We start from the raw sequence: 26,710 nt of genomic DNA, 5'->3' as shown, positions 1-26,710 counted from the left end.
CGGTTCGGCTCAGGACTTCACGGCACCGGCGGTCAGACCGGCGATGATGTGTCTCTGGGCGACGAAAAAGACGATGATGGTGGGAAGGATGGTCAGCGTAATGAAGGCCAGCACCAGCTGCCACTCCGTGCCGTACTCGCCGCGATAGACCATGATGCCGAGCGGCCAGGGATATTTCGATTCCGAGTTCAGCATGATCAGCGGCAGGATGTAGCTGTTCCAGCTGCCGACGAAGGAGATGATACTGACGGTGGCGACGATCGGCCGGGAAAGCGGCAGCGAGATATGCCAGAAGAAGCGGAGATAGCCGCAACCGTCGACGAATGCCGCCTGAAACAATTCTTCCGGAAGGTTGCGGAAATAATTTCGAAACAGCAGGATGCTCATGCCGAGGCCGAAGGCCACCTGCGGCAGCACCACGCCCCAATAGGTATCGAGCAGGCCGAGATCGCGGATGCGGATGAACAGCGGCAGGATCGCGGTCGCCGCCGGAAACATCAGGCCGAGCAGAAAATAATTGAGCAGGAACGACGATCCGAAAAAGCGGACATGGGCAAAGGCGAAAGCCGCCATCGACGAGACGATCAGCGTCAGGAGGACGGTGAGCGAGGCGATCACCAGCGAATTTCCGATCTGCAGCCAGTAACGTTCGCCGAAGAGGATATCGGTGTAGTTCGCCCATTGCCACTCCGTCGGCAGGCCGAAGGGATTGGTGCGCAAGTCGCCCAGCGTCTTGAAGCCGCCGAGCGCCGTCGTCAGCAGCGGCACGAGCACGATCGCGGCAATCAGGCTCAGCGACACGTAGAGATAGACGCGTGTTGATGTGCTCATGCGGATGGAAGAGCTCATATCAGTCATGGCGCATGAATATCCTTTTGTAACCGAAGGCGAGCGTCACGCAGATGATGAAGAGCACCACGCCGACGGCGCTGCCGAGGCCGACCTGCATGCGCATGACGCCGTAGGTGTAGAGGAAGGTGACCATCGTCTGGGTGGAGTTGGACGGCCCGCCGCCCGTCAGCGGCATGATCATGTCGAAGAGCTGCAGCGAGCCGACGACGGCAAAGAAGATGGAAAGACGCAAGGTCGAGCCGAGCAGCGGCAGCGTCACGTAACGGAACTTCTGCCAGCCGGTGGCGCCGTCGATTTCGGCGGCCTCCAGCACGCTCTTGTCGACGGATTGCAGGCCGGCGATGAACAGCATCATGTGGAAGCCGAAATATTTCCAGACGATCACCCCAAGCACGGCATAGATCGCCACGTCCTTGTCGGCGAGCACGTAAGGGTTGGCGAAGCCGAAGAAGTTGGAAACGGCGGCAAACAGGCCATAGTCGCCATCATAGACGAAGCGCCAGATGAGGCCTGCGGCGACGTCCGCCAGTACATAGGGCAGGAAGAAGATGAGGCGGTAGCCGACGACACCCGGAATGCGGTGCGCCAGCATGGTGGCCAGCCAGATGGCGAGCGGCACCTGGATGCAGATCGAGATCACGATGATCAGGCCGTTATTGACCAGCGCCTGCGTGAAGGCCGCATTGCGGAACAGAACCTGGAAATTGCGCAGCGCGATGAACTCGGTCGGCGTGCCGTAGCCATTCCACTTATAGAGGCTGTACCAGGCCGCCTCGCCCATCGGCATGATGACGAAGAGCGTGAAAAGCAGCAGCGCCGGCGGCAGGAAGATCAACAGCACCGCCAGCCGGTCATGGGCGACCGAGCTCTTGCTGTTTGCGGCTCTTTTTGCCGGCCTTGCGGCCGTGGTTATCGACGGGACTGAAATATTGGCCATGGGTCCTGCTTTCGGCATGTCGGCAGCAATACTGGCGCTCCCGCTCTTCACTGGAGCGCCAGGATGGTCTGCAGGCGCTGGTTATTGTTCCAGCTCGAAAGCGTCCTGGATCATCTGGGCGCCGTCCTTGGAATTCATCTGCCCGGAGACGATTTCCACCGACACGTCGTTGACGACACGGCCGACCGCTGCACCCAGATCCTGGTCGAAATAATTCTGATGCCAGGTCGAAGCGGCCAGCTGTTTTGCCGATTCGGCAAGCAGCGGGTTGGTGACGCCGTCGCCGGCGCCGACGGCAACGGGCAGAAGCATGCCTGATTTGGCCATCGCCCGCTCATTGTCCGCATTGGTCAGGAAGGCGAGGAAATCGAGCGCTTCCTTGGATGCCTTCTTGGTAACGGCCCAACCGTTCAGGCCGCCAAGCGTATCGGTCGGCTTGCCGGCGCCGCCATCAACCGCCGGGAAGGCGAAACGGCCGATATTTTCGGGTGCGAGACCCTTGCCGTCGCCGGCATTCTTGCGCTGGTTGGCCTCGGTATTTTCAAAGCCGAGGATGATCGCAGCCTTGCCGTCGCCGAAAACGCCGAGCGCCTGCGGCCAGGTCGAGCCGAGATAGCCGGGCTGGAACGGTTCGAGCTTTCCAAGTTCGGCGAGATCCTCGCCGGCCTTGATGATCGCGGGATCGAGGAAACCTTCACCCTGGCCGGTCTTTGCCGCTTCGAAGACCTTCTGTCCGCCTTCGCGCATGACGAGATAGCTCCAGTAGAAGTGGATCGGCCATTTCTCACCGCCGCCGCCGGCGATCGGCACGATGCCTGCCTCCTTGATTTTCTTCACGGTACCGAGAAAATCAGTCCAGTTCTTGATGTCCTCGGCCTTCACGCCGGCCCTGGCAAACAACTCCTTGTTGTAGAAGAAGCTGACCAGACCGACCTTATAGGGAATAGCCCAGGTCTTGCCTTCGAATGTCAGGCCGTTGACCGACGCCGGGCTATAGGCGCCACGCAGTTTGCCGCCATCGGCATCCAGCGCCGGTGTCACATCCTGGAGGGCGCCGGTCTCGGACTGCTGCTTCAAGACGCCACCGCCCCAGCTGAAAAAGAAATCCGGTACGTCGTCGGATTGCAGCAATGTCGGAAGCTTGGCCTTGAAGGCCTCGTTTTCGAGAAACTGCATCTGGATATCGACGTCGGGATGCTGGGCTTCGTATTTCTTGACGATGTCTTCCCAGGCCGCGACATATTTCGGGTCGAGCTCGAGATGCAGCCACTTGACCACCGTCGCCGCCGAAGCGGCACCTGCTCCGGCCAGCAACATGCCGGCGGCCGCGGCCATGGATGCGATACGCCTGCCGCCAAAAGCGGCGCTCTTGAACCTAAAAGTCATGATTTTTCCTCCCAGGGGCCTATCCTCACAATTTTTCCCCTATGCGGATTAATTCAATGGAGCTTTGGCATATTGTCAACCCAATGCCTCTATTTTTATTAAATGCGCTTGACATGGCCACTGAATTCCCTGCTATTTATTTCGTAACCCGTTAAAAATATTTGGGTTCCGCCCCAACGAAACGCTCGCCTGGCTAGTTCCCATGAAGACCGCAGATCCAGAATTAATGCGCGCGATCAATCGCTTGAACGTGCTCGATACCATCAGGCGCCATGGTCCGATCTCGCGGATAGAGATCAGCGAGCGTACCGAACTCTCCACCACGACCGTTTCGGCTATCACCGCCTCATTGCTCGACGACGGGCTGATCCTGCCGCGTCACGAAGGCGATATCCGCAACGAGGCGGTGCGCGGACGGCCGCGGGTGATGCTGGAGCTCAATCCGGATGCTGCCCGCGTGGTCGGCGCCAAGATCGCCGCCAACAGGATGGTCTTCGTCGTCACCAATTTCCGCGGCGACGTGCTGTCGAAGCTCGCCTTGCCGATCCGCATCGACCGGCAGCCGATCGGCGTCATCGCCGATCTGGTCGAGGATGGTGTCAGGCGCTGCGTCGTCGATGCCGGGCTTTCGCTTGAAGATGTCGACAGCGTCTGCCTCGGCTTTCCCGGCGTCATCGAGCACCGCACCGGCTATATCCGTAGCAGCCCGATCTTTCGCGACACCAATGTCGATTTCGCCGCCGAGATGTCGACGCGGTTGGCAACGCCGACCATTGTCGAAAGCGACGCCCACGCCATTACGCTTGGCCATCACTGGTTTGGAAAGGCGCGCGATCTCGAAGATATGGTGCTGATTTCGTTGGAGCAGACACTGGGTCTCGGGGTCCTGCACGGCAACAGCCTGTTTCGCGGCGCCGGCGGCCTCAGCCACAATCTCGGCGACCTGGTGCTCGGCATGGGCCCGAATGGCGTCGTCCGGCTTTTCAGCCAGGCCGGCGAAAGCGCGATCCTCGGCGAACAGCAGGCCGACGGGCGTTTTGCCGAGGCCATCCGCCTCGGGCGCGGCATGAACCATGCCCAGGCACTGATCAAGGCCGATGACGACCGGCTGATCAGTGCCGCCATCCGCGCCGGCGAAGCGGTGGGTTTGACCATTGCCAATATCGTCACGCTGTTTGCGCCGCCGCGGGTCATTCTTGTGGGGTCGAGCCTGGCGCTCGGAGAACCCTTTCTCAACAGCCTGCGCGATGCTTATGCGCTCGCCATTCCGCCGTCGCTGCGCGGCGTGAGCGAACTCGTCTTCGACGATTCGACCGATGATTTCTGGGCGCAGGGTGCCGCTGCGGTGGCGCTCTACGAACTCTACGAATCGCCCTGGAGCACGACGGGGCCGGCGCTCTGACGGGCGGCACAATCAAAATCAATGGCACGATCAATGGAGGAATTCATGGACAAGGTCGGTATCGGCATCATCGGATGCGGCAATATTTCGGGCGCCTATCTCACGGCGATGGCATCCTTTCCCATTCTCGATATCCGCGGCGTCGCCGATCTCAACCGGGAGCTGGCGCAAGCGAAGGCTGCGGAATTCAATGTTCCGGTCAAGACGGTCGAGGAGCTTTTTGCCGACCCCAAGGTCGAGATCATCGTCAATTTGACGATCCCGAAGGCCCATGTTGCCGTGGCGCTGCAGGCGCTTGAAGCCGGCAAGCACACCTATTCGGAAAAGCCGCTCGGGATTAATTTCGCGGAAGGGAAAAAATTGGCGGACGCCGCCAAGGCGAGGAATCTCCGCATCGGCGCTGCCCCCGACACCTTCCTCGGCGGCGGCCACCAGACGGCGCGTGCCCTGATCGACCAAGGCGTCATCGGCCAGCCGGTCGGCGGCTCGGCGACCTTCATGTGCCCCGGCCATGAGCGCTGGCACCCGAACCCGGCCTTCTATTATGAAGTCGGCGGCGGGCCGATGCTCGATATGGGTCCCTATTACATCACCGATCTCGTCAATCTTCTCGGACCAGTTTCTCAAGTTGCGGGCTTTGCAACGACGCCGCGGGCCGAGCGGCTGATCACCAGCGAACCGCGAAACGGCGAACGCATCCCCGTGCATGTGCCGACCCATGTCACCGGCATGATGGCCTTTGCCAACGGCGCCGTCGTCCAGATCGCCATGAGCTTCGACGTTGCCGGCCACAAGCATGTGCCGTTGGAAGTCTACGGCACCGAGGGCACGCTTGTTGTTCCCGATCCCAACAAGTTTGGCGGCCCGGTGGAATATCTGAAGAAGGGCGGTTCGTTCGAGGACCAGCCGGTCACCTCACCCTATGCCGATGGCAACTACCGCTCGCTCGGCGTTGCCGATATGGCGCATGCGATCCGCTCCAACCGGCCGCACCGCGCCAATGGCGATCTGGCCCTGCATGTGCTCGAAGTCATGGAAGCATTCCACAGCGCCGCCGCGACCGGCCGGACGGTCGCGATCACCACGGCAACGGAGCGCCCTGCCCCGCTGTCCGATTCCATCGTCGACGGACGACTGGCGAAATAGATTTCAGGAGGAAAGACTATGCGAGAAGCACTGATCGTCTGGGGCGGCTGGAGCGGGCATGAGCCGCAGGAGTGCGCCGAAATCATCAAGACCATGCTCGAGGAAGACGGCTTCAAGGTCTATCTCGAGCACGGCACCGAGGCGCTTGCCGACCCTTCCGTCCATGATCTCAGCCTCGTGGTGCCGATCATGACGATGTCGAAGATCGAGAAGGAAGAGGTCAAGAACCTCGCGACCGCGATCGAAAGCGGCGTCGGTATCGCCGGCTATCACGGCGGCGCGGGCGATGCCTTCCGCGACTCCGTCGACTACCAGTTCATCATCGGCGGCCAGTGGGTGGCGCACCCCGGCAACATCATCGACTATACCGTCAACATCACGCGCCCTGACGATCCGCTCATGGAGGGTATTGCCGATTTCCCCTATACCTCAGAGCAATATTACATGCATGTCGACCCCTCGAACGAGGTTCTGGCGACGACGAAATTCACCGGCGAACACGCCTACTGGATCGACGGCGTCGTCATGCCCGTCGTCTGGAAGCGGAAATACGGCAAGGGCCGGGTCTTCTATTCCTCGCTCGGCCATCAGGCCAAGGAATTCGACGTTCCCCAGATGAAGACCATCTTCCGCCGCGGCGCCAACTGGGCTGCGCGGTAAGGCAGTATGGTTCGTAGGTATCCAAGAAAGGCCCCTCCCCAACCCCTCCCCACAAGGGGGAGGGGCTAAGATGCCGCACCGCTTGCGATAACCTCTATCGCAATAATCCGTGGAACGGTCACAGCGAGCAAGAGCTCGCTTTTGTTGCTGGCGCCGGCCGCGGTTTAGCCCCTCCCCCTTGTGGGGAGGGGTTGGGGAGGGGTTTTGGCTGGTCTCAGCCGATGATCAGCGCCGTCCCATAGAGCCCCAGCGCAAACACCGTATGAGCCAGCAGATTGAAGCACCGCACCTTGTTCGGGGTCGGGTGTTTGGAAGCGGCCCAGCCGATGCCGAGGCCGGGCTGCAGCAGGAACCACCCTGCCCCAACGGTGACGATACCGAAGACCCAGGCGGGAAGAAATGTCGGTGCCGCCAGCCAGGCCGAGCCCATGATCATGGCAAAGATCACCCCATAGAGAATGCCGACGGCGTAATGGCTGATCCAGCCGAGCGCCAGCTCATGGGCATAGGGCTCGGCGCCGGCAATTTTCTCGTGAAAGACATTGCCGCGGCGAAGGTGCCAGAACCAGCGTCCCACAGGTGCCCAGTTGGCCGGTGGCTGGCCAAACTGCGTGAGCAGGATCGCCCAGAGGTCCATGAGGATGGTTGCGCCGGCGCCGATCACCAGGCCGCGCCACAGAATATCGAACATTGGGAATCACCGGAAGTGTTGCGAATGCAGGACGCTACCAAACCATTGCGGGCGCGCCTGCGCAAGGCTGCCACCAGTTCATCGCCTCAACTCCAGTTTTTCCCCGGAGGAGGGTCCCTGCCCTCGTCGGCGCTCGGTCATCCGCAAAGGCGTCAGTGCAGGCGTGAATTGACTGAAGGCACAAGGGGCTGCGGTATCGCTTTGTTCCATAGGACTTGCGCTCGCCTGAATTTCAGCCAAAATCCTGACGTAATACGCAGGTCCCCTGACAGCAGGGCGGCGTGCCTGAAAAATATTCATTTAATAAATCAAAGATGATTGCAGATTGACAGCGGCGTGGCGGTGGCGATCGGCCCGCCGAGACCGAACAATTCGAGTTTAGATCTATCTTCACGGCGTGGATGCGACATGACTTTCGTGGAATCGCAAGGGGACAGAAAGTATCGGACCAGCGAGCGAGTGGGCGGGCTCGTTGAATGCTCGTCGCTGCAGGTCGAGCTCAGGCGTTTCGATCCGGGCTGGCAAGTCGACCTTACACTCGAATGCACGGAAATAGCCGTCCTGCTCTCGGGTCATTCGAAGATCAGGTGGACCGGTGACGGCCACAGGCGGGAGGCGATCGCTCGTCCCGGTGTCGCTTGGATATGTCCGGCGGGTGTCCATGAGAGCAGTGTCGAAATCATTGGCACCATGCCCGAGTCCCTGCACATCTTTCTACCGCCTTCGCTGCTAGGCCAGAGCGCGCTTTCGAACTTTGACATCGACCCGGCCAAGGTGCAGCTCGCCTATGCGGGCGGCGTCCCCGATCCGATGGTGCTGCAGATCGGTCAACTCTTCCGGGGTTTGTTGAACAGAAGCCTTGAGCCGACTGGTCGACTCTTCCTCGACGGCATTCAGACGGCACTGGCGGCGCACCTGCTCGGCACCTATTCTTCCGGCAGGTGGCAACCCGCCGCGCGGGCTCCGACCGTCCACCCAAAAAGGCTGCAACGCGTCTTCGATTTCATTGAAGCCCGGATCGCAGCGGAGATCTCGCTGGATGACCTTGCTGCGGAGGCTTGCCTCAGCCCCTTTCATTTTGCCCGCATGTTCCGCAAGACTACCGGCCTCACCCCGCATCGCTACGTTACCAAGCGACGGATCGAGGCGGCCAAGGAAAAGCTGCGGCTTGCGGGATCCTCGCTCGTGGAGATCGCGCTCGATACCGGCTTCGGCTCGCAAGCAAATTTCACGCGCGCCTTTCGCAAGATGACCGGCTTGACGCCCGGCCAGTACCGCGCGCTCATCGCCGGTTAACGGTATCCGCCTGCCGGAGCACGCACGCCGGAGCGCAAGATCTGCGCATAGCACAGCAAGAGCTGAAAATACCGCAAAGCCCTTTTCGGCCTACACCTGTCTCATCGAGCGGGGAGGACTAGCCCCCAAACGAAAAAGGAGCAGGGAGATGATTACCATTGACGAAGCGCGCAAGATCATCGCCGCAGGCGAGGCGCGGGCTAAAGAAATCGGTGTGCCGGTCAATATCACGGTCCTGGACGCCGGAGCTCATCTCAAGGCGTTCAGCCGAATGGACGGCGCCGTGCTCGGCTCCATCGACCTTGCCATGGGCAAGGCTCGGACGGCCGTATTGTTTCAAACCACAAGCGAGGCCGTCTGGGAATATTGCAAGCCCGGCGCTCCCGCCCATGCCCTCGAATTATCCAACGGCGGCCTGGCTCCCTTTCCCGGCGGCATCTCGCTTTTTGCCCGCGACGGCACGGTGATCGGCGCCGTTGGCGTTTCCGGCGGAGCGGTTCCGCAGGATTTGGAAATCGCGCAGGCAGCGGCTGCAGCCGTCGCGTGATGCTTGTGCCGACCCTTGATTTGACCAACCCCAAAGTATCGAAAGGAATGTCACATGACCAAGACCATTTTGATCACTGGTGCAGGCTCCGGCTTCGGCAAGGCTGCCGCCATTGGCATGGCAAAGAACGGCCACAGCATCATCGCGACCACGCAGGTTTCGTCGCAGGTCACGCCGCTGCGTGAGGAGGTCTCCGCCCTCGGACTGAAGAACGTTCGAGTCGAGCGTCTCGACCTCACCGACCCCTACGACATCAAGCAGGCGCAGGGCTGGGACTTTGACGTGCTCTGGAACAATGCCGGCATGGGCGAAGCCGGTCCGGTTTGGGAAATCCCGATCGAGCTCGTTCGCAAGAACTACGAAGTCAATGTCTTCCTGCCGCTGTTGCTGACCCAGGGCGTCGTCCAGAAATGGGTGCGCGAACGCAAGAAGGGCAAGGTGGTCTTCACGTCCTCGATGGGCGGCCTCTTCACTCCGGCCAACTGGGGCACCTATGTCTCCACCAAGCACGCTTTGGAATCGATCGCCGAAGCGCTGCAGCAGGAACTCGCCCCCTATGGCATCAAGATCCAGACGATCAATCCGGGCGCCTACTACACCGGCTACAACGAGACGATGGCCGACAATCCGTTCCGCTGGCTTGATGACAGCAAGAACTTCACCAAGCGCGCAGATCTGCGCAAGGGCTTCGACGATTTCTTCGCCACCCCCGAAGGTAAGATGGACCCGAAGGAAATGATCGACCGTATGATCGACGTCGTTCCGGCCGACACCGGCAGGTTCCGCAACGTCGTTCCGAAGGTCGTCGAGGACATGCTGAAGGAGCATCAGCTGAGAGCTTGGGAGAACCAGATCTAAGCAGAGTTCCGGCGGCGAGCGCCGCAAGCGGCACCCGGGCACGGGTGTCGTGCCACCAACACGATTTTCCGGAGAAACCCATGTCCTACACCGCAACGGCAACCGTCCGCCGCCAGCAATCCCTGGCCCGCCGCATCTTCAATGCAACCCTCGGCATCGCCGCCACCATCCTTGCTCTGGGCGGGCTCGAAGCCCGCGCCGCAGCGCAGACGCTGACCGAAACCGAACGCCGCAACAAGGCAGCCGTCGAGGCTGGATTCGAAGCTTGGGCGGCCGGCACAGGCAGTCCTTATGACCTCCTCGCCGACGACGCCCGCTGGACAATCGAGGGCTATTCGCTGGCATCGAAGACCTATCCCAGCCGCGAAGCATTCTTGCGCGAGGTGATCCGCCCGTTTAATGCCCGCATGAAGGCGCCGCTGAAGCCCGCGATCCGCAATGTCTATGCCGACGGCGACACTGTGATCGTCTTTTTCGACGCCCGCGGCATCGCCCGCGACGGGGAGCCTTACGCAAACACCTATGCCTGGTTTCTCGACATGCGCGACGGCCGTATCGTCCGCGCCTCGGCCTTCTTCGATTCGGTCGTGTTCAACGCGTTTTGGACCCGTGTGACGCCGGCCGACTAGCCAGAACCAAACTTGCCGTTCCAAAGTCACGGCGCGGACATGCTGATGGCCGCAAGCCGGCTTCCCAGGATGGAGGGTAGATCAGGGTGGCAGGTGGCTGACACCTGTTGCCGGCTCCGTTATTTGACCGGCTCAACATCCTTGGCGAAGGTCGGCCGTCAAAGGGCGTCCCGCTCGTATCGCGGCGCCCAGCCGCGGGCCATCCCGCGGCTCATCACGCTTTCCGCCAGCGCCAGTTGCTGGCGGAGATGTTTGCAGTCATCGAGCAGCGAGCGGATCGCCGCCTTGGCATTGTCGTCATGCCAGGCAAGCACGGCTTCCACTTCCCATGCTTGATCAGGCCAGGCTTGATCGGCCCCAGCGTGTTCGGGGCGTGCCTGACCGGGTTCCAAGTTGCTTGCCGGCTGCATCAGTTCAGCGCCAGCGGCAATTGAACCGGACGCGGCAATGGCGGCAGCGGCCGGCTGAGTTCGACCTTTCTCTGCCATGCGGCACGTCGCTGTTGATCTCGCTCCCGGGCTGCGCGAGACGCTTCGACGAGCGCGAGGGCGTTGGCGATCACCTGTTCCGTATGCGTCATGATCATCTCCAATGTTCCTGCTTTGTTCTACTTTAGAACTTCGGCAGGAAAAGTCAAGCGTCGGGACGATCTGGCTTTGAAGATGGGTGTGGAAGCGCGGAGACTATTCAGTCCGCCGCTTCTATGACCGCAATGCCGGCCTCCTGTGCCGCCCTGATGAAGGCCGCCCGCACATGTTCCGGTGGGAGATCGCCGATAATCGCATCCAGGCACGACTTGACGGCCTCGAAATACTCTTCGCCGTCGTCTACCGGCCAGTCGCGCAGGAGCGTACGCGCGGCGTCCCACACAGAGTTAATAACGGCATAATGGCCGAGCCCCATTGAGGCCAAGCCAACCGGTCTAAAATGTGCCGTCTGTCTCACTTTGCTACAGCTTTTCCCAATTTCGGTGGAGCTTATGGGTACGATGCAAATTGCGTGCCGTTGGCGGGCCGCGTCACCTGCCGGAGCGTGGCCTTACGGGATTTGATCTTCAGCGAGGCTCGCAGTGTAGACGTTCCTTTTCGTCCCCTCCAGATCCCCTGCGGCCGGTGTTTTTGAGAACATGGAGCTTGAAGCAGAGTCCTGCGATCAGTCATTAAGCGACTGATTATGGTAAATATCGGGCTTCCCATCCCACGCCTGCTGATTAAAACTCAGTCTTTCCTTTTTATACTCTATAAGGATTACAGCAACTCATATGCATTGCTGGAAGCAAGAACCTCTATAATCATTCATGGATTGTGCCAGAGGTGGACGGAGTTCCATCCCGGTCGTACAATGCCATCTATCCTGCACGCGGCGGATCTGGGAGGAGCGCGCGATGCCTATTTTCATGGATCGACACTTTCTTGAAGGGACGACAGCCGCCGACGTTGCCCAGGCGCATCGCATGGATCTCGATATCCAGGACAAATACGGCGTCAAGTTCCTGACCTACTGGTTCGATCAGCGGCGTGGGACCGCCTTTTGTCTCGTGGATGCGCCGGACGCGGAAACCGCGCAATGTGTGCATCGCGAAGCCCACGGTTTCGTCGCCGGCGAGATCGTCGAGGTCGCCTTGTCAGCCGTCGAGGCTTTTCTCGGCCGGATTCACGACCCGGATCCGGCACCTGGCCAGTCGTCCAGCGACGTCGATCCCGGCCACCGGGCAATCCTCTTTACAGACATCGTCGGATCGACAGCGATGACATCGCGCCTCGGCGACCGCATTGCGACCGAAATGGTCAGGGCCCATGACGCTATCGTGCGCAGATGCCTCAGCCAGAATTCAGGCCGCGAAGTGAAACACACCGGCGACGGCATCATGGCGGCCTTCGCCGCGACAACGGCAGCCGTCGCATGCGCCATGGCGATCCAGCAGGAATTCGAGCGTTACAACGGCGGAAACACCGAGCCTATCCATATCCGCATCGGCGTGGACTGCGGCGAACCGGTCGAGGACAGCAACGACCTCTTCGGCTCGACCGTGCAACTTGCCGCGCGTCTCTGTGCGGCAGCCTCCAGCGACCAGATCCTCGTCTCGGAGAATATTTTTCGGGAATACGGCACCGCCGACCTTTTCGCTCACGCAACGCGTCGACGGTTCAAGGGATTTTCGAAGCCCATGCTGGTCTTCCGATGCAACTGGGAGAATGCCGGCCTACACTGAGATCTGTCGAGATCCGACACCCGAATAGCCATCTGCCTCTTGGCAGGGCTTGCCGCGGCGCCTTTTGGCCAAGAAATAGGCGATCATCCGATCAGCAGATATCGAAACCCAGACGCGCCGCAACTGATGTTACGGCGCGTCCACACCTGCCATGCAGACGGCCCCCACAGGCCTATATCTGACTAAGCATTTCCAATTTGATGATTCATCAGTCCGTCGAATTTGGGGCCACCCTCGACCTTCGCAAGCACGCCAGCCATCTTCAGGAACCGCCGGAAATTCTCGCGCGCAGCGCTCAGCGGGAAACGCCCGTTGGCCGCATCTCTGCACGCCTTCAACAGCGTGTCATATGCCAAACCCCGTTTGTCCTCCGGCCACTCGTCGAGAAAATCGAAGATTTCATCGAGGCAGGTGATCTCGTCGATGAAATGTTTGCGGTGAAGCAGAATCGGATCAAACCGAGTTGACGACATAGTATCCTCCCATTTATATTACTTTTTTATGGTGTAATTTTACTGAAAAACCGCGATTTGTTCAAGTCACAATCGAGGCTGATTGACTATTAACGCCGCGCAACTACTTCCATAACGACAGAATAGCCCGATCAGCTTAGACTTATGTGAATTTGATCATCGGTTGAGGCACGACGCATCACGATTATAGATTGATTGATCAATCATAGGAATGTTTCGGCTCAGGTGAGCGTGATCCAGCGGGCCAGAAGTTTTCGTATATTCTCGTGTTAGCATATTAGATCGCGACCATGACAACCTTGCGAAGAGACGTTCAGATGAGCCGATTTTTTCCATTGGTAGCGGGAGTACTGATCGGTGTATCCGTGCTCACGTCTTCCTGCACATTGCCTGCAAGGCAGGATCACCAGGATTTTCAATATCAGCGGGATACATCGGTAAATCCGGCATGCGCCGGTGGATTCAGGCCCGGCAATGCGCGCTCGTGCAGCTATTGAAAGGCATAGCGCCGGAAATTGGTTTTGCGCCGAAGGCAGCACGCTACGGCAATTGGACCGGTTGGGAACTCCAAGCCCTGCTCACCGTTAAGTGATCGGGTCACAATGGCCCGACCTTCAACAGGAGAACGGTTCCCATGAACAATTTGATCTGGCTTGTCGGCGCTGTCGTTATCGTGCTCGCGATTTTGAGTTTCTTCGGCTTCCGCTGATTGCAGACGTGCTGATGGCATGCGGCGGCTCAACCGCGTCTTCTCCCGGCGATCGTATGGACGAGGGAAGCCGGAGCACGCGCTTGGTTGAAAACACTTCACGAAGCGCGATTGATCCGCCGACGCCTCCTGACAGGTTTCGAAAAGGCCGAGCCGGCTGTTTCACTAAAGAAATTTTCGGTCGCCGGTTGTGATGTATTCACGGCATCTGCGATACCGCCCAGTTGCCGCCCGACAAACATCAGCCACTTGCCACCGGACATAGGCGTTCCATATCGGAGAGCTTGAGCATTGGAGGAAAGGGAGACCGACAATCCTGCGATGTCTTATTCCTTTCAGTGCACTCGTTCTTGCGGGTTGCAGCGGTCAGCAGTCCGCGCTTAGTCCCGCCGGCGAGGAATCGGAGGCGGTCTATCGGCTGTTTGTCGTCATGGTTATTGGCGGCATTTCGATTTGGGTCGGCGTAACCTTCCTGTTCCTTCACGCTGCGCGCCATCGACGGGAAGCATGGCCGGCGGAGAAGGCCGGCGCGCTCATTGCCTGGGGTGGAGTTGCATTTCCGATTGTCGTCCTTCTGCTTTTGCTGGGCTACGCAGTCTGGCTGATGCCGGCGATACGGTCTTGGAACCCGCTTGCAGAAAAGGATGGGGCGATCGAGGTGACGGGGGAGCAGTTCTGGTGGCGTATTCGCTATCCGGCCGTCGGCGACCAGCCTGCTTTCGAGACTGCCAACGAAATTCGCCTGCCCGTCGGCCGGCCGGCGACTTTTTCTCTCAAAGCAACCGACGTTATTCATTCCTTCTGGATTCCGACGCTTGGCGGCAAGATGGACATGATTCCGGGCCGGACCAATTTCCTCACGCTGACGCCAACGCGCACCGGCAGCTATCGCGCCCCTTGCGCCGAATTTTGCGGTGCCTCGCATGCCTATATGGCTTTCTCGGTCATCGTCATGGAGGAGGACGATTACAGTGCTTGGCGCAGCAGCCTGACCGACGGCCAGGCAAGCGCTGCGGATAAAGGCGGACAACTCCTGCAGCGCCATGGCTGTGTGGGGTGCCATTCACTCCGTGGACTGCAGGTCGCCGGCCAGACCGCGCCGGATCTCACCTTGATCGGCGCCCGCCTCTCGATCGGCGCAGGTGCGCTTGCCAATACGCCTGAAAACATCGCCCGCTTTATTCGCTCCCCCTCATCGGTGAAACCGGGCGCGAAGATGCCCGCTTTCAACATGCTTCCCGAAGATGATATCGAGGAAATTGCCCGCTATCTCGGGGGGCTCAAATGACGGAACCCCTGGCTTCGGTCTCAGCAGACACATCCGCAGCGCAAGAAGCGGAACTTCGGCGCGTATGGGCCAATCCGAAAGGCTGGCGTTACTGGACCTCCGTCAACAACACTCAGATCGGCCTGTGGTATGGATCGGCCGCCTTCATCTTCATGCTGTTTGCCGGAATCCTTGCGCTGCTCATGCGCCTGCAACTGGCAGTCCCCGACAACGACTTTCTCTCCGCCGACCTCTTCAACCAGGCCTTCACGCTGCACGGCACCGTGATGATGTTCCTGTTTGCCGTTCCGATCTTCGAGGCCGTCGCAATCTTCCTCTTGCCCTCCATGCTCGGCGCGCGGGAACTGCCGTTTCCGCGGCTTTCGGCTTTCGGCTTCTGGAGTTTTGCGCTCGGCGGCGTGTTCGTCTGCGGGTCGATATTTTTCGGGGCGGCGCCCAATGCGGGTTGGTTCATGTATCCGCCGCTTGCCACCGACAAGCAATATTCCGGCATCGGCGCGGATATCTGGTTGCTCGGCCTTTCCTTCATCGAAGTGGCTTCCATCGCCGCAGCCGTCGAACTCATCGTCGGCATCATGAAATGCCGGGCGCCGGGCATGCGGATCAACATGATGCCGCTCTTTGCCTGGTATCTGCTGATCGTGGCGGGCATGATCCTCTTCGCCTTCCCGCCGCTGATTGCCGGCGACATCCTGTTCGAGATGGAGCGGATGTTCGACTGGCCTTTTTTCGACGCAGCACGTGGCGGCGATCCGCTGCTCTGGCAGCATCTGTTCTGGATTTTCGGCCACCCCGAGGTCTACATCATCTTCCTGCCCGCCATCGCGCTGATGGCGATGATCGTTCCGACCTTCGCGCAGCGTCCGATCATCGGCTATTCCTGGATCGTGCTGGCCGCGGTCGGCACGGGCTTCCTGAGCTTCGGGCTCTGGGTCCACCACATGTTCACCACCGGCCTGCCGCAGATTTCACTGGCCTTCTTTTCGGCAGCATCCGAGGCCGTCGCAATCCCGACCGGGGTGCAGATCTTTGTCTTCATTGCCACCATGCTGGCCGGCCGGGTGATCTTTTCCCTTCCCATGCTCTTTGGCGTTGGGGGACTGGCGATCTTCGTCATAGGCGGGTTGACCGGCGTCATGGTGGCTCTCGCGCCCTTCGACTGGCAGGCGCATGACACCTATTTCGTTGTCGCCCATCTCCATTACGTGATGATCGGCGGCATGCTGTTTCCGGTGGTTGCCGGAATCTATTATTACTATCCGCTGGTGAACGCACAAAAACTTTCGGCTCGATGGGGCAAGATCGCCTTCTGGCTCATGTTCGTCGGTTTCAACACCGCCTTCTTTCCGATGCACCTGACCGGCCTGCGCGGCATGCCGCGTCGGGTCTTCACCTACCCGGCCGATGTCGGCTGGAACCTCCTGAACCTCGTCTCCACCATCGGCGCTTTCATCTTTGCCGCAGGTGTCACCATCATCGTCATCGATATTCTGCGCCCTAGACATCGCGAACCGAAAGGCGAAATGAACCCCTGGAATGCCGGAACGCTCGAGTGGATCAGCGAGCCGGAAGAAAATTGGGGGGTTCGGTCCATTCCGATCATCAAAAGCCGGTATCCGCTCTGGGACCAGCCGGAACTGATCGACGGCATCAAAGCCGGCCGGTTCTATCTGCCCGACGCGGCCGACGGTCGGCGCGAAACGCTCGTGACGTCGGTTCTGGACGCCGAACCGCTACAATGCCTGCGGGTTGGCGGCACGTCGCTTCTGACCATCATCTCCGCTTTGGCACTTGGCGGCGCGTTCATCGCATTGACCTTCCATTGGTGGATCTTGACGGCGCTATGCGCCGCCGTGACACTTGCCGCCATCCTGATCTGGCTCTGGACGGGAACCAACGAGATACCAAGGCAAAACCTCAGGGATATCGGGCTTGGCAAGCAGGTTCCCCTTTACGCCTCCGGCCCGGCTTCGGTCGGCTGGTGGGCCGTGTTCATCACCATGGCCGGAGACGGCACGGCCTATGCCAGCTTGATGTTCGGCTATTTCTTCTACTGGACGATCCATCCCGATTTTACGGCAGGATTGCCGGGTCCAGGCAGGCTCTGGCCCCTGATGGCGGCCGCGCTCTTTGCCCTTGCCTGGCTTGCCATGCTGTTTGCGCGGTATGTCAATTCGAAGGGCCGGATGGCATCCGCCCGCCTGTGCCTCCTCACCTCAACGATCCTCACACTTGCCGCCTGCGCCGCCGGTCTGGCCGGTCCTTATCTGTACGACATGCAGCCGACGGCGCATGTCTATCCGGCGATCGTCTGGGTCATCGTGCTCTGGACGGTCATTCATGGCCTCGTTGCCGTGATCATGCAGTTCTATTGTCTGGCGAGTAGTTTTGCGGGTCGTCTGACGGCGGAATATGACGCCGATCTGCGCAATGTCGTGCTCTACTGGCACTTCCTGGTCATCACTGCCCTCACCTCCTTCGGAGTGCTGGGCTTGTTTCCAGAATTGAGGTGACGAGATGCGCCTGATCCCAAAAGAGGTGGAAACGCTCTGGACCCTGTTTACCGGGCCCGCCGTCTGGGCTCTGCACTTTCTTGTCTGCTACGTCGCAGCCGCCGTCTATTGCGCGAAAGCATCGGAAGTTGCTTTCTCTTTCGGCATGCTCCGCTTTACCTTGTCCATTGCGACGGTGCTCGCGCTGCTTGCCATTCTCGGTGCCGCCTGGCTCGCCTGGCGGCAATGGGGCTTCGGCAGCGGCGATCCGCCCCATGACGAACCGACGAGGCAAGACCGGCTGCTGTTCCAGGGCTTTGCAACACTGCTGCTGTCGGGCCTGAGTTTCGTTGCGGTCATTTTCGTATCGGTCCCGCTGATTTTTATCGAGGCCTGCGCAAGATGAAGAACCTTGCTCTTGTCACCGGCATCTTTGCCCTTTGTCTTGCGCTGGCGCTTCTTGCGACGAGTTGGAACGGCGGATCGCTGACGGCGCATATGATCGTCCACATGACGACCGTCGCCATTGCAGCTCCGCTGTTGGCGATAGCCGTCAGCGGCAGGTGGCTCGATCCCGCAGTCCATCTCCCCTGGTTCGGGCCGGTACTCGCCTCGGTCGCCGAGCTCATCGTCGCCTGGCTCTGGCATATGCCGGCGCTCCGTCGGCTGGCGGAAACGCGGCTTGATGCGATGCTTCTCGAACAGGCAAGCTTCCTTCTCGCCGGCATTCTGTTGTGGACCGCGTGTATCCAGCGGCATGATGAAGGCACCCAGCGGCTGGCGGGCATCATCGGCCTGCTCTTCACCTCGATCCACATGACGCTGCTCGGTGTCCTGCTGACCCTTGCGCCTCGCCCGCTTTATGGGACCGGAGATGTCACCTGTCTCGGTTTCGCCCTTAGCCGCGACACCGATCAGCAACTCGGCGGTGTCGTCATGCTCCTGGTCGGCGCAGCCGCCTACATGCTCGGCGCCATCTTCCTGCTTGCCGACATCCTCAAGCCCACGTCTTCAAGGGGCAGCCAATGCGGATAAGGTGGAGACGGATATCTGCCGGCGCCGCAATACTTGCCGCAGCGGGCCTGTTTGTCGCCTGGGCCGGCATCATCGACACCCGTGCAAGCACCGGGCATTGGCGCGTTACGGACTGGTTCCTGCATTGGGTGATGCGGTCATCCGTGCGCACGGCAGCGCTCGGCGGGCATACGCCACGGTTTACTGCGGCCATGCTGCCGCTTGCCGCAGGTCACTACGAAACCGGATGTGCGGGCTGTCATGGTTCGCCGGCTATGCCGCGACCCGCCACCGTCGAAAACATGCTTCCTCCTCCGCCCGACCTGCTGCATGTCACCACGACATGGAACGATGCCCAGCTCTTCGAGATTGTCAAACATGGCGTGCGCTATACCGGCATGCCCGCCTGGCCGTCGCTGGAGCGAGACGACGAGGTCTGGGCCATGGTCGCCTTTCTGCGGGAATATCCAAGCCTCGACCAGGCCGCCTATCAGCGGCTCGCCGGCTTTTCCGCGACGGCATCCCGGGACTTCGCTGCGATCGTGAAAAGCTGCGAAGGCTGCCATTCGCCGGCAGGCCCCGATGAAACCAGTCTTATTCCGCGTCTGACACACCAGTCGGAGACCTACATCCGCGACAGTCTCGAGGCTTACGCGGCCGGCAAGCGTCCAAGCGGCGTCATGAAGGTTGCGCTCTCGCAGACATCGAGCGAAGACCGGAAAAAGCTGGCCAGCTATTTCGCCAGTCAGAGCGGACCCACCGAAACGGGCCGACCTTCGGAAATGCTCTCTCGCGGCAAGGTCCTTGCGGAACGCGGTGACCGGACGCGTGGCATCGCGGCCTGCGCCGCGTGCCATGACGCTGCCGGTGTCAACGAAGCCTATCCCCGCCTTGCCGGCCAGCCGATACCCTATCTTGAAAACCAGTTGGGTCTTTTCCGCAGCGGAAATCGTGGCGGCGGCGCCTATGCGGGTGTGATGACCAGGGCTGCTGCAGGCCTGACCGACGACGATATTCATGCGCTCGCGGCCTATTACGGCGCGTTGCCCAAGAATTGAAGCTTTCCTGCGCACCGATGTTCGCCGGATTGCAAAAAGTGGATGATCACCCCCCGGCCCTTCCTTTACAATCAGCCGTTTCGCCGTCCAAGGCAGATGCTTAAGGGAATTCGATGGCTCGTCTTATTGGCGCAGATGAAGCGGGTCAATCGGAAAAGCGGATTGCAAAAGCCGATCGGCGGCAGGGCTTGGCGCGGGATGTTACGGCCATCAAAATCGGCGACTGCCTGCTCGGTTACAAGGCCGTCCAGCGCCGTACGCGGGCCAGCCGTTGGAACCATTTCCGCGGCCGGATGCGCGAGATCGAAAAATTGATCGGGCATCGCCACGGAGAGATCGTGCCGGAGGCCGATGATGCCTTGATCTACGTCGAGGTGATCGCCTGCCTCGCCCTTGTCGAATTCAAGGAAGAGTTCGTCGAGGTGGTCCTCGGCTGGGCGGCGCGGTGGCTGCCCTGGGCTGGGAAAGCCGACATAGAGGAGGTCATCTACGAGCGGACAAAGCTGCGCTTTTCCGACTTGTCGGCCGACGCGCTCGGCCATGCTCTGCACCTCAGCTACGCGGAACGGAGCGCCCTCGATATCCGCACCATCGGCGCCTTCGATGTGCCGAAGCGGAAGAGAGCAAAACTTCAAAAGGAAAAGCGGCGGCAGCGGGACCGAAGCCGAAAAGAGGAGCAGCGACGCGCCGCCGGTGCGCTTTCCAGAGCCGATTATCTCGCCAATTCTTTCAGCCAAGCACGCCCCTGGGAGGCTTTCGGCATCAGCCGCCGGACATGGGAACGCCGCGGCAAACCGATGCCGGATCCCGCGACGATATCGGATTGTGGTTCGATCTCGCTTGCCGCTTAGGCAAGCGCTTTGTCGGCTTTAGCCGGGCGGTCCGAACCAGCTATTCATCGCCTCTTGCAGACCATCCTGCGTTCTGTCGCCCACCCACGCCACATATCCATCGGGCCGGATCAACACTGCAGTTGGCGCCGAGACCAAGCCCAGCGCCGGCAGTTCCCATGCGCCGTCATATCCGGCGTCTACCAACTTGATGCGGTCCGACCACGGCGCGATGTCGAAACTGCCGGGGGCGCCGAGGTTCAAGAACACCGGCAGCGCATCCTGGAGCAGCGTAAAGAGACGCAGAGAACCATCTGATGTGGTGAGGTCGAGGTCAGGCATACGGCGGCCAAGCAGCGGATGCCCCTCGCCGAACTCGTAGTGGATTGCCAATCCGGACATTTCGGCAGCGATGCGTTTGCGCGGCTCCTCCATGCCAAGCAGCTCCGTTACCACGTCACGCAAGGCTTCGGTGCGATCGTCGGTGCGCAGCAATGCCACCTGCGCCATCGTCATGCGCAACACGCGGGCGGCAACCGGATGCCGCTCGGCGTGATAGCTGTCGAGCAAGGCTTCAGGCGATCTTCCTTTTACCACCCGGGCCAACTTCCAACCAAGATTGACGGCATCCTGCACACCGGTATTCAGGCCTTGCCCGCCGACCGGAGAATGCACGTGGGCGGCATCGCCGGCGAGGAGTACCCGGCCCTTGCGGTAGGCCGTTGCCTGCCTGGACATGTCGGTGAACCGGGAAATCCAGTTGACGCGATGGATGCCGTAATCCGTACCGAATGCAGCGAGGAGGGCTTCCCTGAGATCACTGAGCGTCGGTTCGGTCGTGGCGCCGGCATTCTTCTCCGGCACCATCACCCCGATCGGACCTTCCTTGGCAAAGACGATCCTGTCGTCGCGGATTTCATACTCCTCCCTGCCGAAGGCATAGATGCCAAGGGCCGTGCGATGGATGCCCAATGGCGGCTCCTGTTCCATCTCCACTTCGGCGAGAATGTTGCCGGTCGTCGGATCCCATCCTTCAAACGCAATGCCGGCAGCCTTGCGAACCAGACTGCGGCCGCCATCGCAGCCGACGAGATAGCAGGCCCTGAGCGAGGCCCCATCGGAGAGTTGGATGGTGACGCCGCTGTCATCCTGGGCGAAACCCGTTGCCTCGAGGCTGCGATAGATCGGCACCGCCAGCTCGCCGACCCAGTCGGCAAGAATGCGCTCGATATGCTTCTGCCGCAGCGCCAGCCCGTAATTGTGCCGGGTCGGAAAATCGCTGATATCCAGACGCGTCACCGCGAAACCCGTGACCTGGGCTACCTGCCCTTCCGCGAGGAACCGATCGACGATGCCGCGCTGATCGAGAACCTCGAGCGTGCGCGCGCTCAGACCGCCGGCACGCGTACCGGCAAGCCCCTGGTCAGGGCGGCGCTCGACAATGGCGACATCGACGCCTGCCAAGGCCAGTTCGCCTGCCAGCATCAGGCCCGTCGGCCCTGCCCCTGATATCACGACTGCATGTTCCCTCATCTGCAAACTCCCCTGTTCCGACGCACTCATTCAGGGTTCCAGACAGAGCTGGCCCCCACTGCTTCTCCCCAATCTCACCGCCTCTGCGCAGATGCCGATTTCTCTGTCGCAGGTTGTTCTCCCTATAAGAAGAGTTCCATACTGGTTGGAAGGACTTGCGACAGGATATCGGCCTTGCTTTCGAAAGCCATATTCTTTGCCATTTGCTGATCTGGTGCCGTGGAACCTAAGGCGTTTCAGCACGACCTGACCGGGTGGACGCCGGATTTTGACAGGCATCTTCCCCGGGCATCGTCTGTTCTCGAACGGCGATCAATCAATGACTTGGAAAGGGTATCACTGCGGAGCCGGAGCTTTTTGCGGAATCGTTTCGGCCGCCGGTCGCTCGGACGGATCGGCGGGATGGCCATAGATCATGTAGGCGGCGCCTGCCAGCACCCCGAGGACGAGAAGAGCCAGTACGTAGAACATCATGCCGCGGATTGCCGTCTTCGGTGTCTTGTCCATCAGGGATCTCCAAGATTAATCAGCGGTCAAATTCCATGCGATGGCTTTGGTTCCGGCGCAGAGCTTGTTCAAGTGAGCAGCCACTCGCGGAACGATCAGGTCCGGATTTGGTTTACCCCAGATCCTCATCGCTAGCGGAGGCCATCATGTGGGCAATCCTCACCGGAGCCGCTCTCATCATCGGCGGACTTCTTTTTCTCTTTACCTCGGTGCTTGGTCGAAAACCGAGTAATCCGCATCGAATGCCGCAAGGCGGCACCACGCTGGAACCACGACGCCAAGGCCTCAGGTTCCTCGGGATATCCCAAAACTGGCCAGCGCTCGCCGTTATCGCGATCGGCGCACTTCTCTTGGCATATGGTGGATATTCATGACATCCGACAGCTCTTGCAGGCCCTCGCTTCTTCGACAGCAAAAACCCGGCTTTCACCGGGTTTTTGTTCGAGGCGCTACCAGGTCTGGCGACCGGTCCAGTCATCGACGTCGCGTCTGACCCGGTCCTTTTCGATGCCATACCGTTCCTGGATCTTGCCTTCCAGTTGGTCGCGCTTGCCGGCGATCTGGTCGAGATCATCGTCCGTGAGTTTGCCCCACTGCTCCTTGATCTTGCCCTTCGCCTGCTTCCAGTTTCCTTCGACACGATTCCAATCCATGGTCGATTTCTCCTATCTGTTGATGAGAAGAAAACGGACCGCAGCGGAGTTTGGTTCCTATGTCTTAGCCAATTTCATCAAACGTCGCGTCACATGCATGGACGCACGTAAACGACAGCCCAGGCCATGCGCGCAAGCGCTCGCCAGCAGCGGATCACCCTGGGCTTCTTTCAGTGTTTGAGCAAATGGGCGCCTATGGTACCCACCATAAGGCGGAGATCGTCTTTTGACCGTACCCCATGCTCGAACATGGAGATCAACTCTTGAGCTGCCTTGATTGCACTTGGGCTATCCTTGGAGCAGCAGCGTTCGGCGCACCATTCGTCATGGATGTCCTTGATCATTGTGAGATCTTCTGGACCCAGTGCCGACTTGGAGCCGTGCATACCTTGAAACATCGCAATCCTCCCAGATGCTGACGTGACACGTAACCACAACGCACTGATTTTATGCCGAGTTCCGGAGATTTCAATGTACGGTATAGGACAGAACGAAGGTCAATTCCTGCGGCAAAGACGCGAGGTTCTGCCCGCGTCCAATCAAACCCACATTCCCAATCAAGAAAATCGCAAACAATATTTTGAAACGATAATATGTGAAAATATTAACAAGCATGAGGCAAATCATTTTGCCGGTGTTATACTAAGTCAACGGGAGATTAACAATGTCACTCAATATAGTCGTCAATCTCTACAATTTAGGCGGCCTTGACGCACTTAACGTTTCTCTTCGAAGCCTGTCGAATGAAGAAAGGCTTGGCGCGTTACTCTCGCTTGAGAAGATAGGGTACGAAGTGATCTAGAATGCCCGGAGAAAGCCGACTTCCGCTTATGTGTGGAGCGGTCCGACGAACACTAGTTGTCGACAAAGGCCTATCCGGAAGATTGCGATGAGACCTCACGACCTTGTGTCTCCCTTCATGCGCTTAAAAAGGAGATGGTTCGATCCCAATATCGTTCCGAAAGAAGTGAGGGCGATCATGATCCGATCCCAGATAGCCGACGCACAGACCGCGTTGAGCGACGAAGAAGTTGCCCTGTGCCAGAGGGTATTTGACCACATCAGCTCGGTGCGACAAATTACAACAGACGCCGAGCGTGAAGATCTGGCTCAGCGGGTTATCCATTCGTACCAGCATGGGGTGAAGGACGAGGGCGCGTTGCTGCGACTGCTGATCTAGATCGCGGCAGCTATCTTGAAGACCAGAAATGGTGAGAGCGTCGGGGCTCGAACCCGAGACCTACTGATTAAAAGTCAGTTGCATCAGCAGATATCTTTTTGATTTTACTTAGTGCCCCTGTATTAATTTTCAACTGCGCGTAAAAACTGTGTGTACGAATAAGCGGAGTTAGGCGGTTATGTGAGGGTGTGCGATGGCCCTTAGTGCCGGCCGCCTCCCCAACAAAATTTCAGAAAAGGCCGCCAAATCGCGCCGGCCATCCACCACACGGACGATCTCGACCGCATCAACTTGAATTTCGCCCCACATTGCGACAAGGTGCCGTCGCAAGGATGTAGCCTTCGACTTCTGCTGGTGAAATATACGCACCCGCACTTTCATGTAAACGCCGAGCCAATTGGGTGGCTTAAAGGGCAAAATGGCTTTTGTTCTGAAGACCTTCGGTAGGTTGCAGCTCGTTGACGAGGACGGGAATGATGTCGCGTTTCCCGAGAAAGGCCTGCTGCTCCTCGCGTATTTGTTTACAACCGATCAAGGTTCCGCGGATCGACCAACATTGGTGAGCTTTCTGTGGGGCGACGCCGATAGGGACGACACGCTTGCGACTTTGCGTAAGTTGATTTCGAGAATGAAGGCCCGTCAAATTGAACTCGGGACAAATATCCTTTCATCCCAGGGCAACATGGTCACCCTCGACCTGGATTCTCTGTCTTCCGACATTCTGTTATCTGAGACGGAGGAAGGGGTTGAACCGTTCTCGCGGCTTAAGCAACTCGTGAAGCTGATGAACCAGCCTTTTCTGGGGTCGGTTCACAGTCATAGTCGTCGGTTTCAACAGTGGCTCGCCGAGCGCGAAATTTGCCATATCGCGCTTCTCGGAAATACATTGAGAGCAGCGTCCCGCCTGGCACAGTCGCCGAAGGAATCCGAACTCCTGAGGAAGGCTGCAGTTATCCTATTCCGGACGGAGCCGAAGGATCCCGATACGCTGCAAATGCTCATCGAGATATTCCAGGCGGAAGACGAGGTTACGTCGCTCAGGAACCATTTTGAACAGCGGCGGAATGCGATATTGCGAGGGATCGCAGCGCGCACCAGACCCGATGGTGACGCCATATCCCTCCGTCCGACATCAGCGCCTTCGAAGCCGAAATTCGAGGCCGCTCTTCCCCTTGAGCCCCAAGATATCCGGGTTGCAATTCCCCGTCTGGTGCTGCTTCCGCCCAAGAACCAGTCCGTCCAACCGCAAGCCGGCTTTCTAGCCGCTTCTTTGGTGGAAGATATCACAATCGGATTTTGTGCCTTCAACAGTCTGGAGGTCATAGCCCCCTATTCGGCGGTTCAAATCGGCCACCTCTTGGAGACGCAGAAGGCCTTCTTCGAACGGCATCGCGTCAATTATATTCTCGATACCCGGATCAGCAATACGGACGATGACGTCACCCTGTTCGCCCAACTGATCTTCTTCGACCAAAATCAAATTGTTTGGGCGGAAAGATTCAGCCTTGATCACATGGATCTCGTCAAAGACCGGAGAGTGGTCGCCCGACGGATCGCTCTCTCCGTGTCCAGCGAAATCGAGCGCCACGAGGCGTTGCGCGAGGATCTAAACCCGATCGCTTACCATCGATATCTTGTCGGCAGGCGGCACTTGGCGCGGTTGACGCTTCCGAACTTGCGGCGTGCGCGCAAGGAAATGAAAGCCGCACTCAGCGTAAGCTCCGATTTCGCACCCGCACTGAGCTCGATGGCGCGGACCTACTCCAAGGAATGGTTGCTGACGGCCCGAGGTGATATCGAGCTTTTGCAAACGGCGGAGAGCTTGGCTAAGCAGGCCACCGAGACACGTCCGGACTTCGCCGATGGGTATCGCGAGTTCGGGGTCGCCAAACTGTTGCAGGGGGCGTTTGACGAAAGCGCCGAGGCAATGGAAGTGGCGGAGAGCCTTGCTCCGCACTACGCCGACGTGATTGCCGACTACGCTGACACGTTGGTTCATTGTTCGCTTCCCGCCATGGCCTTGCGAAAGATCGAGCGGGCAATTGAATTGAACCCGCTCGGTCCCGATACCTATTTCTGGACCGGTGCGGGAGCAAACTATGCGCTCGGCGAATTCGAAGCTTCGCTGGACTACATTGGGCAGATGGCCGATCCCAATTTGGCGGACAGGCTGTCCGCCGCGAACTGGGCCATGTTGGGCCGTCAGGACAAGGCGCGGGTCTTCGTACGGAGGTTTCGCGAAGGCAATCCGGACTTCGATGTGGACAAATGGTTGTCCGCGGTTCCAAGTAAAGAGCAATGGCATAAAGATCTTTATCGTGAAGGCCTGAAGAAAGCCGGATTTTAAACATCAATCG

30 protein-coding genes are annotated in these 26,710 nt (G+C 59.4%); 17 read left to right on the top strand and 13 right to left on the bottom strand.

What is annotated here, in order from left to right; translation table 11 throughout:
- Positions 1-9: 9 nt before the first annotated feature.
- The 3 genes from V8P77_RS07355 to V8P77_RS07345 form a co-directional block, all read right to left on the bottom strand.
- Positions 10-858: a carbohydrate ABC transporter permease gene (locus V8P77_RS07355; protein WP_003539503.1), complete on the bottom strand. Its 849-nt coding sequence runs from the start codon at positions 856-858 to the stop codon at positions 10-12.
- On the bottom strand, positions 851-1,789 hold the full coding sequence (locus V8P77_RS07350; RefSeq protein ID WP_003559249.1) for a carbohydrate ABC transporter permease: 939 nt from the start codon (positions 1,787-1,789) through the stop codon (positions 851-853). Before V8P77_RS07350 ends, V8P77_RS07355 begins: the two co-directional genes overlap by 8 nt.
- An 81-nt stretch (positions 1,790-1,870) precedes the next feature.
- Positions 1,871-3,175, bottom strand: coding sequence for an ABC transporter substrate-binding protein (locus tag V8P77_RS07345; protein ID WP_335911425.1), 1,305 nt, complete (start codon positions 3,173-3,175; stop codon positions 1,871-1,873).
- 202 nt (positions 3,176-3,377) lie between these two features.
- On the opposite strand from V8P77_RS07345, the gene V8P77_RS07340 reads away from it, so the two are divergent.
- From V8P77_RS07340 to V8P77_RS07330, 3 genes are read left to right on the top strand one after another with little or no spacing between them, the layout of a single operon-like run.
- Complete coding sequence (locus V8P77_RS07340) at positions 3,378-4,577, top strand: ROK family transcriptional regulator (protein ID WP_003539497.1); 1,200 nt, start codon at positions 3,378-3,380, stop codon at positions 4,575-4,577.
- Between the two features lie 45 nt (positions 4,578-4,622).
- Positions 4,623-5,723, top strand: coding sequence for a Gfo/Idh/MocA family protein (locus V8P77_RS07335; RefSeq protein ID WP_335911424.1), 1,101 nt, complete (start codon positions 4,623-4,625; stop codon positions 5,721-5,723).
- Positions 5,724-5,741: 18 nt separating this feature from the next.
- Entirely contained in the window at positions 5,742-6,383 is a 642-nt protein-coding gene (locus V8P77_RS07330) for a ThuA domain-containing protein (RefSeq protein WP_003539493.1), read from the top strand.
- 214 nt (positions 6,384-6,597) lie between these two features.
- Here V8P77_RS07330 and V8P77_RS07325 read toward each other — a convergent pair whose 3' ends face one another.
- Positions 6,598-7,074 carry a DUF2938 domain-containing protein gene (locus V8P77_RS07325; protein WP_335911423.1) on the bottom strand — a complete coding sequence of 159 codons (477 nt, stop codon included), beginning with the start codon at positions 7,072-7,074 and terminating at the stop codon, positions 6,598-6,600.
- 408 nt (positions 7,075-7,482) lie between these two features.
- Between V8P77_RS07325 and V8P77_RS07320 the strand changes: the two genes are divergently transcribed.
- The 4 genes from V8P77_RS07320 to V8P77_RS07305 all read left to right on the top strand — a co-directional run bounded on the left by V8P77_RS07320 (position 7,483) and on the right by V8P77_RS07305 (position 10,404).
- Positions 7,483-8,370, top strand: a complete 888-nt coding sequence (locus V8P77_RS07320; RefSeq protein WP_335911542.1) for a helix-turn-helix domain-containing protein — start codon at positions 7,483-7,485, stop codon at positions 8,368-8,370.
- A gap of 148 nt (positions 8,371-8,518) precedes the next feature.
- Positions 8,519-8,917: a GlcG/HbpS family heme-binding protein gene (locus tag V8P77_RS07315; protein ID WP_335911422.1), complete on the top strand. Its 399-nt coding sequence runs from the start codon at positions 8,519-8,521 to the stop codon at positions 8,915-8,917.
- Positions 8,918-8,971: 54 nt separating this feature from the next.
- Positions 8,972-9,775, top strand: coding sequence for an SDR family oxidoreductase (locus V8P77_RS07310; protein ID WP_335911421.1), 804 nt, complete (start codon positions 8,972-8,974; stop codon positions 9,773-9,775).
- A gap of 80 nt (positions 9,776-9,855) precedes the next feature.
- Positions 9,856-10,404: a nuclear transport factor 2 family protein gene (locus V8P77_RS07305; protein ID WP_335911420.1), complete on the top strand. Its 549-nt coding sequence runs from the start codon at positions 9,856-9,858 to the stop codon at positions 10,402-10,404.
- Positions 10,405-10,562: 158 nt separating this feature from the next.
- On the opposite strand, the gene V8P77_RS07300 is transcribed toward V8P77_RS07305, so the two are convergent.
- The 3 genes from V8P77_RS07300 to V8P77_RS07290 all read right to left on the bottom strand — a co-directional run bounded on the left by V8P77_RS07300 (position 10,563) and on the right by V8P77_RS07290 (position 11,349).
- Complete coding sequence (locus V8P77_RS07300; RefSeq protein ID WP_335911419.1) at positions 10,563-10,814, bottom strand: hypothetical protein; 252 nt, start codon at positions 10,812-10,814, stop codon at positions 10,563-10,565.
- On the bottom strand, positions 10,814-10,984 hold the full coding sequence (locus tag V8P77_RS07295; RefSeq protein WP_162039352.1) for a hypothetical protein: 171 nt from the start codon (positions 10,982-10,984) through the stop codon (positions 10,814-10,816). Before V8P77_RS07295 ends, V8P77_RS07300 begins: the two co-directional genes overlap by 1 nt.
- Positions 10,985-11,091: 107 nt before the next feature.
- Positions 11,092-11,349: a DUF982 domain-containing protein gene (locus V8P77_RS07290; protein WP_011651896.1), complete on the bottom strand. Its 258-nt coding sequence runs from the start codon at positions 11,347-11,349 to the stop codon at positions 11,092-11,094.
- Positions 11,350-11,788: 439 nt separating this feature from the next.
- On the opposite strand from V8P77_RS07290, the gene V8P77_RS07285 reads away from it, so the two are divergent.
- Positions 11,789-12,616: a nickel-binding protein gene (locus V8P77_RS07285; protein ID WP_335911418.1), complete on the top strand. Its 828-nt coding sequence runs from the start codon at positions 11,789-11,791 to the stop codon at positions 12,614-12,616.
- A gap of 182 nt (positions 12,617-12,798) precedes the next feature.
- Here the strand turns inward: V8P77_RS07285 and V8P77_RS07280 are convergent, their stop codons facing one another.
- Both V8P77_RS07280 and V8P77_RS07275 read right to left on the bottom strand, forming a co-directional pair.
- Positions 12,799-13,089 carry a DUF982 domain-containing protein gene (locus tag V8P77_RS07280; protein WP_335911417.1) on the bottom strand — a complete coding sequence of 97 codons (291 nt, stop codon included), beginning with the start codon at positions 13,087-13,089 and terminating at the stop codon, positions 12,799-12,801.
- A gap of 490 nt (positions 13,090-13,579) precedes the next feature.
- On the bottom strand, positions 13,580-13,831 hold the full coding sequence (locus V8P77_RS07275; RefSeq protein WP_335911416.1) for a hypothetical protein: 252 nt from the start codon (positions 13,829-13,831) through the stop codon (positions 13,580-13,582).
- 241 nt (positions 13,832-14,072) lie between these two features.
- Here V8P77_RS07275 and coxB point away from each other — a divergent pair, with 241 nt between their 5' ends.
- The 6 genes from coxB to V8P77_RS07245 all read left to right on the top strand — a co-directional run bounded on the left by coxB (position 14,073) and on the right by V8P77_RS07245 (position 20,501).
- Positions 14,073-15,086, top strand: coding sequence for a cytochrome c oxidase subunit II (gene coxB / locus V8P77_RS07270; protein ID WP_335911541.1), 1,014 nt, complete (start codon positions 14,073-14,075; stop codon positions 15,084-15,086).
- The gene (gene ctaD, locus V8P77_RS07265) at positions 15,083-17,599 is read left to right on the top strand and encodes a cytochrome c oxidase subunit I (RefSeq protein ID WP_335911415.1); all 2,517 of its coding nucleotides are present in this window, start codon (positions 15,083-15,085) and stop codon (positions 17,597-17,599) included. The genes coxB and ctaD overlap by 4 nt, the downstream gene beginning before the upstream one ends.
- A 4-nt stretch (positions 17,600-17,603) precedes the next feature.
- Complete coding sequence (locus tag V8P77_RS07260; protein WP_335911414.1) at positions 17,604-17,984, top strand: hypothetical protein; 381 nt, start codon at positions 17,604-17,606, stop codon at positions 17,982-17,984.
- Positions 17,981-18,613, top strand: coding sequence for a cytochrome c oxidase assembly protein (locus V8P77_RS07255; protein ID WP_335911413.1), 633 nt, complete (start codon positions 17,981-17,983; stop codon positions 18,611-18,613). Before V8P77_RS07260 ends, V8P77_RS07255 begins: the two co-directional genes overlap by 4 nt.
- The gene (locus tag V8P77_RS07250; protein WP_335911412.1) at positions 18,604-19,650 is read left to right on the top strand and encodes a c-type cytochrome; all 1,047 of its coding nucleotides are present in this window, start codon (positions 18,604-18,606) and stop codon (positions 19,648-19,650) included. Before V8P77_RS07255 ends, V8P77_RS07250 begins: the two co-directional genes overlap by 10 nt.
- Positions 19,651-19,763: 113 nt before the next feature.
- Complete coding sequence (locus V8P77_RS07245) at positions 19,764-20,501, top strand: hypothetical protein (protein WP_335911411.1); 738 nt, start codon at positions 19,764-19,766, stop codon at positions 20,499-20,501.
- 18 nt (positions 20,502-20,519) lie between these two features.
- Here the strand turns inward: V8P77_RS07245 and V8P77_RS07240 are convergent, their stop codons facing one another.
- Positions 20,520-22,013 carry an FAD-dependent monooxygenase gene (locus V8P77_RS07240; protein ID WP_335911410.1) on the bottom strand — a complete coding sequence of 498 codons (1,494 nt, stop codon included), beginning with the start codon at positions 22,011-22,013 and terminating at the stop codon, positions 20,520-20,522.
- A 336-nt stretch (positions 22,014-22,349) separates the two neighbouring features.
- The gene (locus V8P77_RS07235) at positions 22,350-22,520 is read right to left on the bottom strand and encodes a hypothetical protein (protein ID WP_335911409.1); all 171 of its coding nucleotides are present in this window, start codon (positions 22,518-22,520) and stop codon (positions 22,350-22,352) included.
- A 146-nt stretch (positions 22,521-22,666) separates the two neighbouring features.
- On the opposite strand from V8P77_RS07235, the gene V8P77_RS07230 reads away from it, so the two are divergent.
- A complete protein-coding gene (locus V8P77_RS07230; RefSeq protein ID WP_335911408.1) occupies positions 22,667-22,894 on the top strand; it encodes a hypothetical protein in 228 nt (75 codons plus the stop codon).
- 75 nt (positions 22,895-22,969) lie between these two features.
- On the opposite strand, the gene V8P77_RS07225 is transcribed toward V8P77_RS07230, so the two are convergent.
- Together V8P77_RS07225 and V8P77_RS07220 are read right to left on the bottom strand one after the other, a co-directional pair.
- Positions 22,970-23,173, bottom strand: a complete 204-nt coding sequence (locus tag V8P77_RS07225) for a CsbD family protein (protein ID WP_335911407.1) — start codon at positions 23,171-23,173, stop codon at positions 22,970-22,972.
- 170 nt (positions 23,174-23,343) lie between these two features.
- Positions 23,344-23,517, bottom strand: coding sequence for a hypothetical protein (locus V8P77_RS07220; RefSeq protein ID WP_261330492.1), 174 nt, complete (start codon positions 23,515-23,517; stop codon positions 23,344-23,346).
- 635 nt (positions 23,518-24,152) lie between these two features.
- Here V8P77_RS07220 and V8P77_RS07215 point away from each other — a divergent pair.
- The gene (locus tag V8P77_RS07215) at positions 24,153-24,353 is read left to right on the top strand and encodes a hypothetical protein (protein ID WP_335911540.1); all 201 of its coding nucleotides are present in this window, start codon (positions 24,153-24,155) and stop codon (positions 24,351-24,353) included.
- Between the two features lie 418 nt (positions 24,354-24,771).
- Entirely contained in the window at positions 24,772-26,700 is a 1,929-nt protein-coding gene (locus V8P77_RS07210; RefSeq protein WP_335911406.1) for a hypothetical protein, read from the top strand.
- The last annotated feature ends 10 nt before the right edge of the window (positions 26,701-26,710 follow it).

Origin of the sequence: Rhizobium aouanii (genome assembly GCF_037002925.1) — a bacterium.
GTDB classification, from domain to species: domain Bacteria; phylum Pseudomonadota; class Alphaproteobacteria; order Rhizobiales; family Rhizobiaceae; genus Rhizobium; species Rhizobium aouanii.
Note: the sequence above shows the minus strand (reverse complement) of the source record. Positions and strands in the feature narration are given on the sequence as shown.

Coding starts and splice junctions, on each gene's coding strand:
- V8P77_RS07355 (WP_003539503.1), bottom strand. CDS start 858: ATGACTGATATGAGCTCTTCCATCCGCATGAGCACATCAACACGCGTC.
- V8P77_RS07350 (WP_003559249.1), bottom strand. CDS start 1,789: ATGGCCAATATTTCAGTCCCGTCGATAACCACGGCCGCAAGGCCGGCA.
- V8P77_RS07345 (WP_335911425.1), bottom strand. CDS start 3,175: ATGACTTTTAGGTTCAAGAGCGCCGCTTTTGGCGGCAGGCGTATCGCA.
- V8P77_RS07340 (WP_003539497.1), top strand. CDS start 3,378: ATGAAGACCGCAGATCCAGAATTAATGCGCGCGATCAATCGCTTGAAC.
- V8P77_RS07335 (WP_335911424.1), top strand. CDS start 4,623: ATGGACAAGGTCGGTATCGGCATCATCGGATGCGGCAATATTTCGGGC.
- V8P77_RS07330 (WP_003539493.1), top strand. CDS start 5,742: ATGCGAGAAGCACTGATCGTCTGGGGCGGCTGGAGCGGGCATGAGCCG.
- V8P77_RS07325 (WP_335911423.1), bottom strand. CDS start 7,074: ATGTTCGATATTCTGTGGCGCGGCCTGGTGATCGGCGCCGGCGCAACC.
- V8P77_RS07320 (WP_335911542.1), top strand. CDS start 7,483: ATGACTTTCGTGGAATCGCAAGGGGACAGAAAGTATCGGACCAGCGAG.
- V8P77_RS07315 (WP_335911422.1), top strand. CDS start 8,519: ATGATTACCATTGACGAAGCGCGCAAGATCATCGCCGCAGGCGAGGCG.
- V8P77_RS07310 (WP_335911421.1), top strand. CDS start 8,972: ATGACCAAGACCATTTTGATCACTGGTGCAGGCTCCGGCTTCGGCAAG.
- V8P77_RS07305 (WP_335911420.1), top strand. CDS start 9,856: ATGTCCTACACCGCAACGGCAACCGTCCGCCGCCAGCAATCCCTGGCC.
- V8P77_RS07300 (WP_335911419.1), bottom strand. CDS start 10,814: ATGCAGCCGGCAAGCAACTTGGAACCCGGTCAGGCACGCCCCGAACAC.
- V8P77_RS07295 (WP_162039352.1), bottom strand. CDS start 10,984: ATGACGCATACGGAACAGGTGATCGCCAACGCCCTCGCGCTCGTCGAA.
- V8P77_RS07285 (WP_335911418.1), top strand. CDS start 11,789: ATGCCTATTTTCATGGATCGACACTTTCTTGAAGGGACGACAGCCGCC.
- V8P77_RS07280 (WP_335911417.1), bottom strand. CDS start 13,089: ATGTCGTCAACTCGGTTTGATCCGATTCTGCTTCACCGCAAACATTTC.
- ctaD (WP_335911415.1), top strand. CDS start 15,083: ATGACGGAACCCCTGGCTTCGGTCTCAGCAGACACATCCGCAGCGCAA.
- V8P77_RS07260 (WP_335911414.1), top strand. CDS start 17,604: ATGCGCCTGATCCCAAAAGAGGTGGAAACGCTCTGGACCCTGTTTACC.
- V8P77_RS07255 (WP_335911413.1), top strand. CDS start 17,981: ATGAAGAACCTTGCTCTTGTCACCGGCATCTTTGCCCTTTGTCTTGCG.
- V8P77_RS07250 (WP_335911412.1), top strand. CDS start 18,604: ATGCGGATAAGGTGGAGACGGATATCTGCCGGCGCCGCAATACTTGCC.
- V8P77_RS07245 (WP_335911411.1), top strand. CDS start 19,764: ATGGCTCGTCTTATTGGCGCAGATGAAGCGGGTCAATCGGAAAAGCGG.
- V8P77_RS07240 (WP_335911410.1), bottom strand. CDS start 22,013: ATGAGGGAACATGCAGTCGTGATATCAGGGGCAGGGCCGACGGGCCTG.
- V8P77_RS07235 (WP_335911409.1), bottom strand. CDS start 22,520: ATGGACAAGACACCGAAGACGGCAATCCGCGGCATGATGTTCTACGTA.
- V8P77_RS07230 (WP_335911408.1), top strand. CDS start 22,667: ATGTGGGCAATCCTCACCGGAGCCGCTCTCATCATCGGCGGACTTCTT.
- V8P77_RS07225 (WP_335911407.1), bottom strand. CDS start 23,173: ATGGATTGGAATCGTGTCGAAGGAAACTGGAAGCAGGCGAAGGGCAAG.
- V8P77_RS07220 (WP_261330492.1), bottom strand. CDS start 23,517: ATGATCAAGGACATCCATGACGAATGGTGCGCCGAACGCTGCTGCTCC.
- V8P77_RS07215 (WP_335911540.1), top strand. CDS start 24,153: ATGATCCGATCCCAGATAGCCGACGCACAGACCGCGTTGAGCGACGAA.
- V8P77_RS07210 (WP_335911406.1), top strand. CDS start 24,772: ATGGCTTTTGTTCTGAAGACCTTCGGTAGGTTGCAGCTCGTTGACGAG.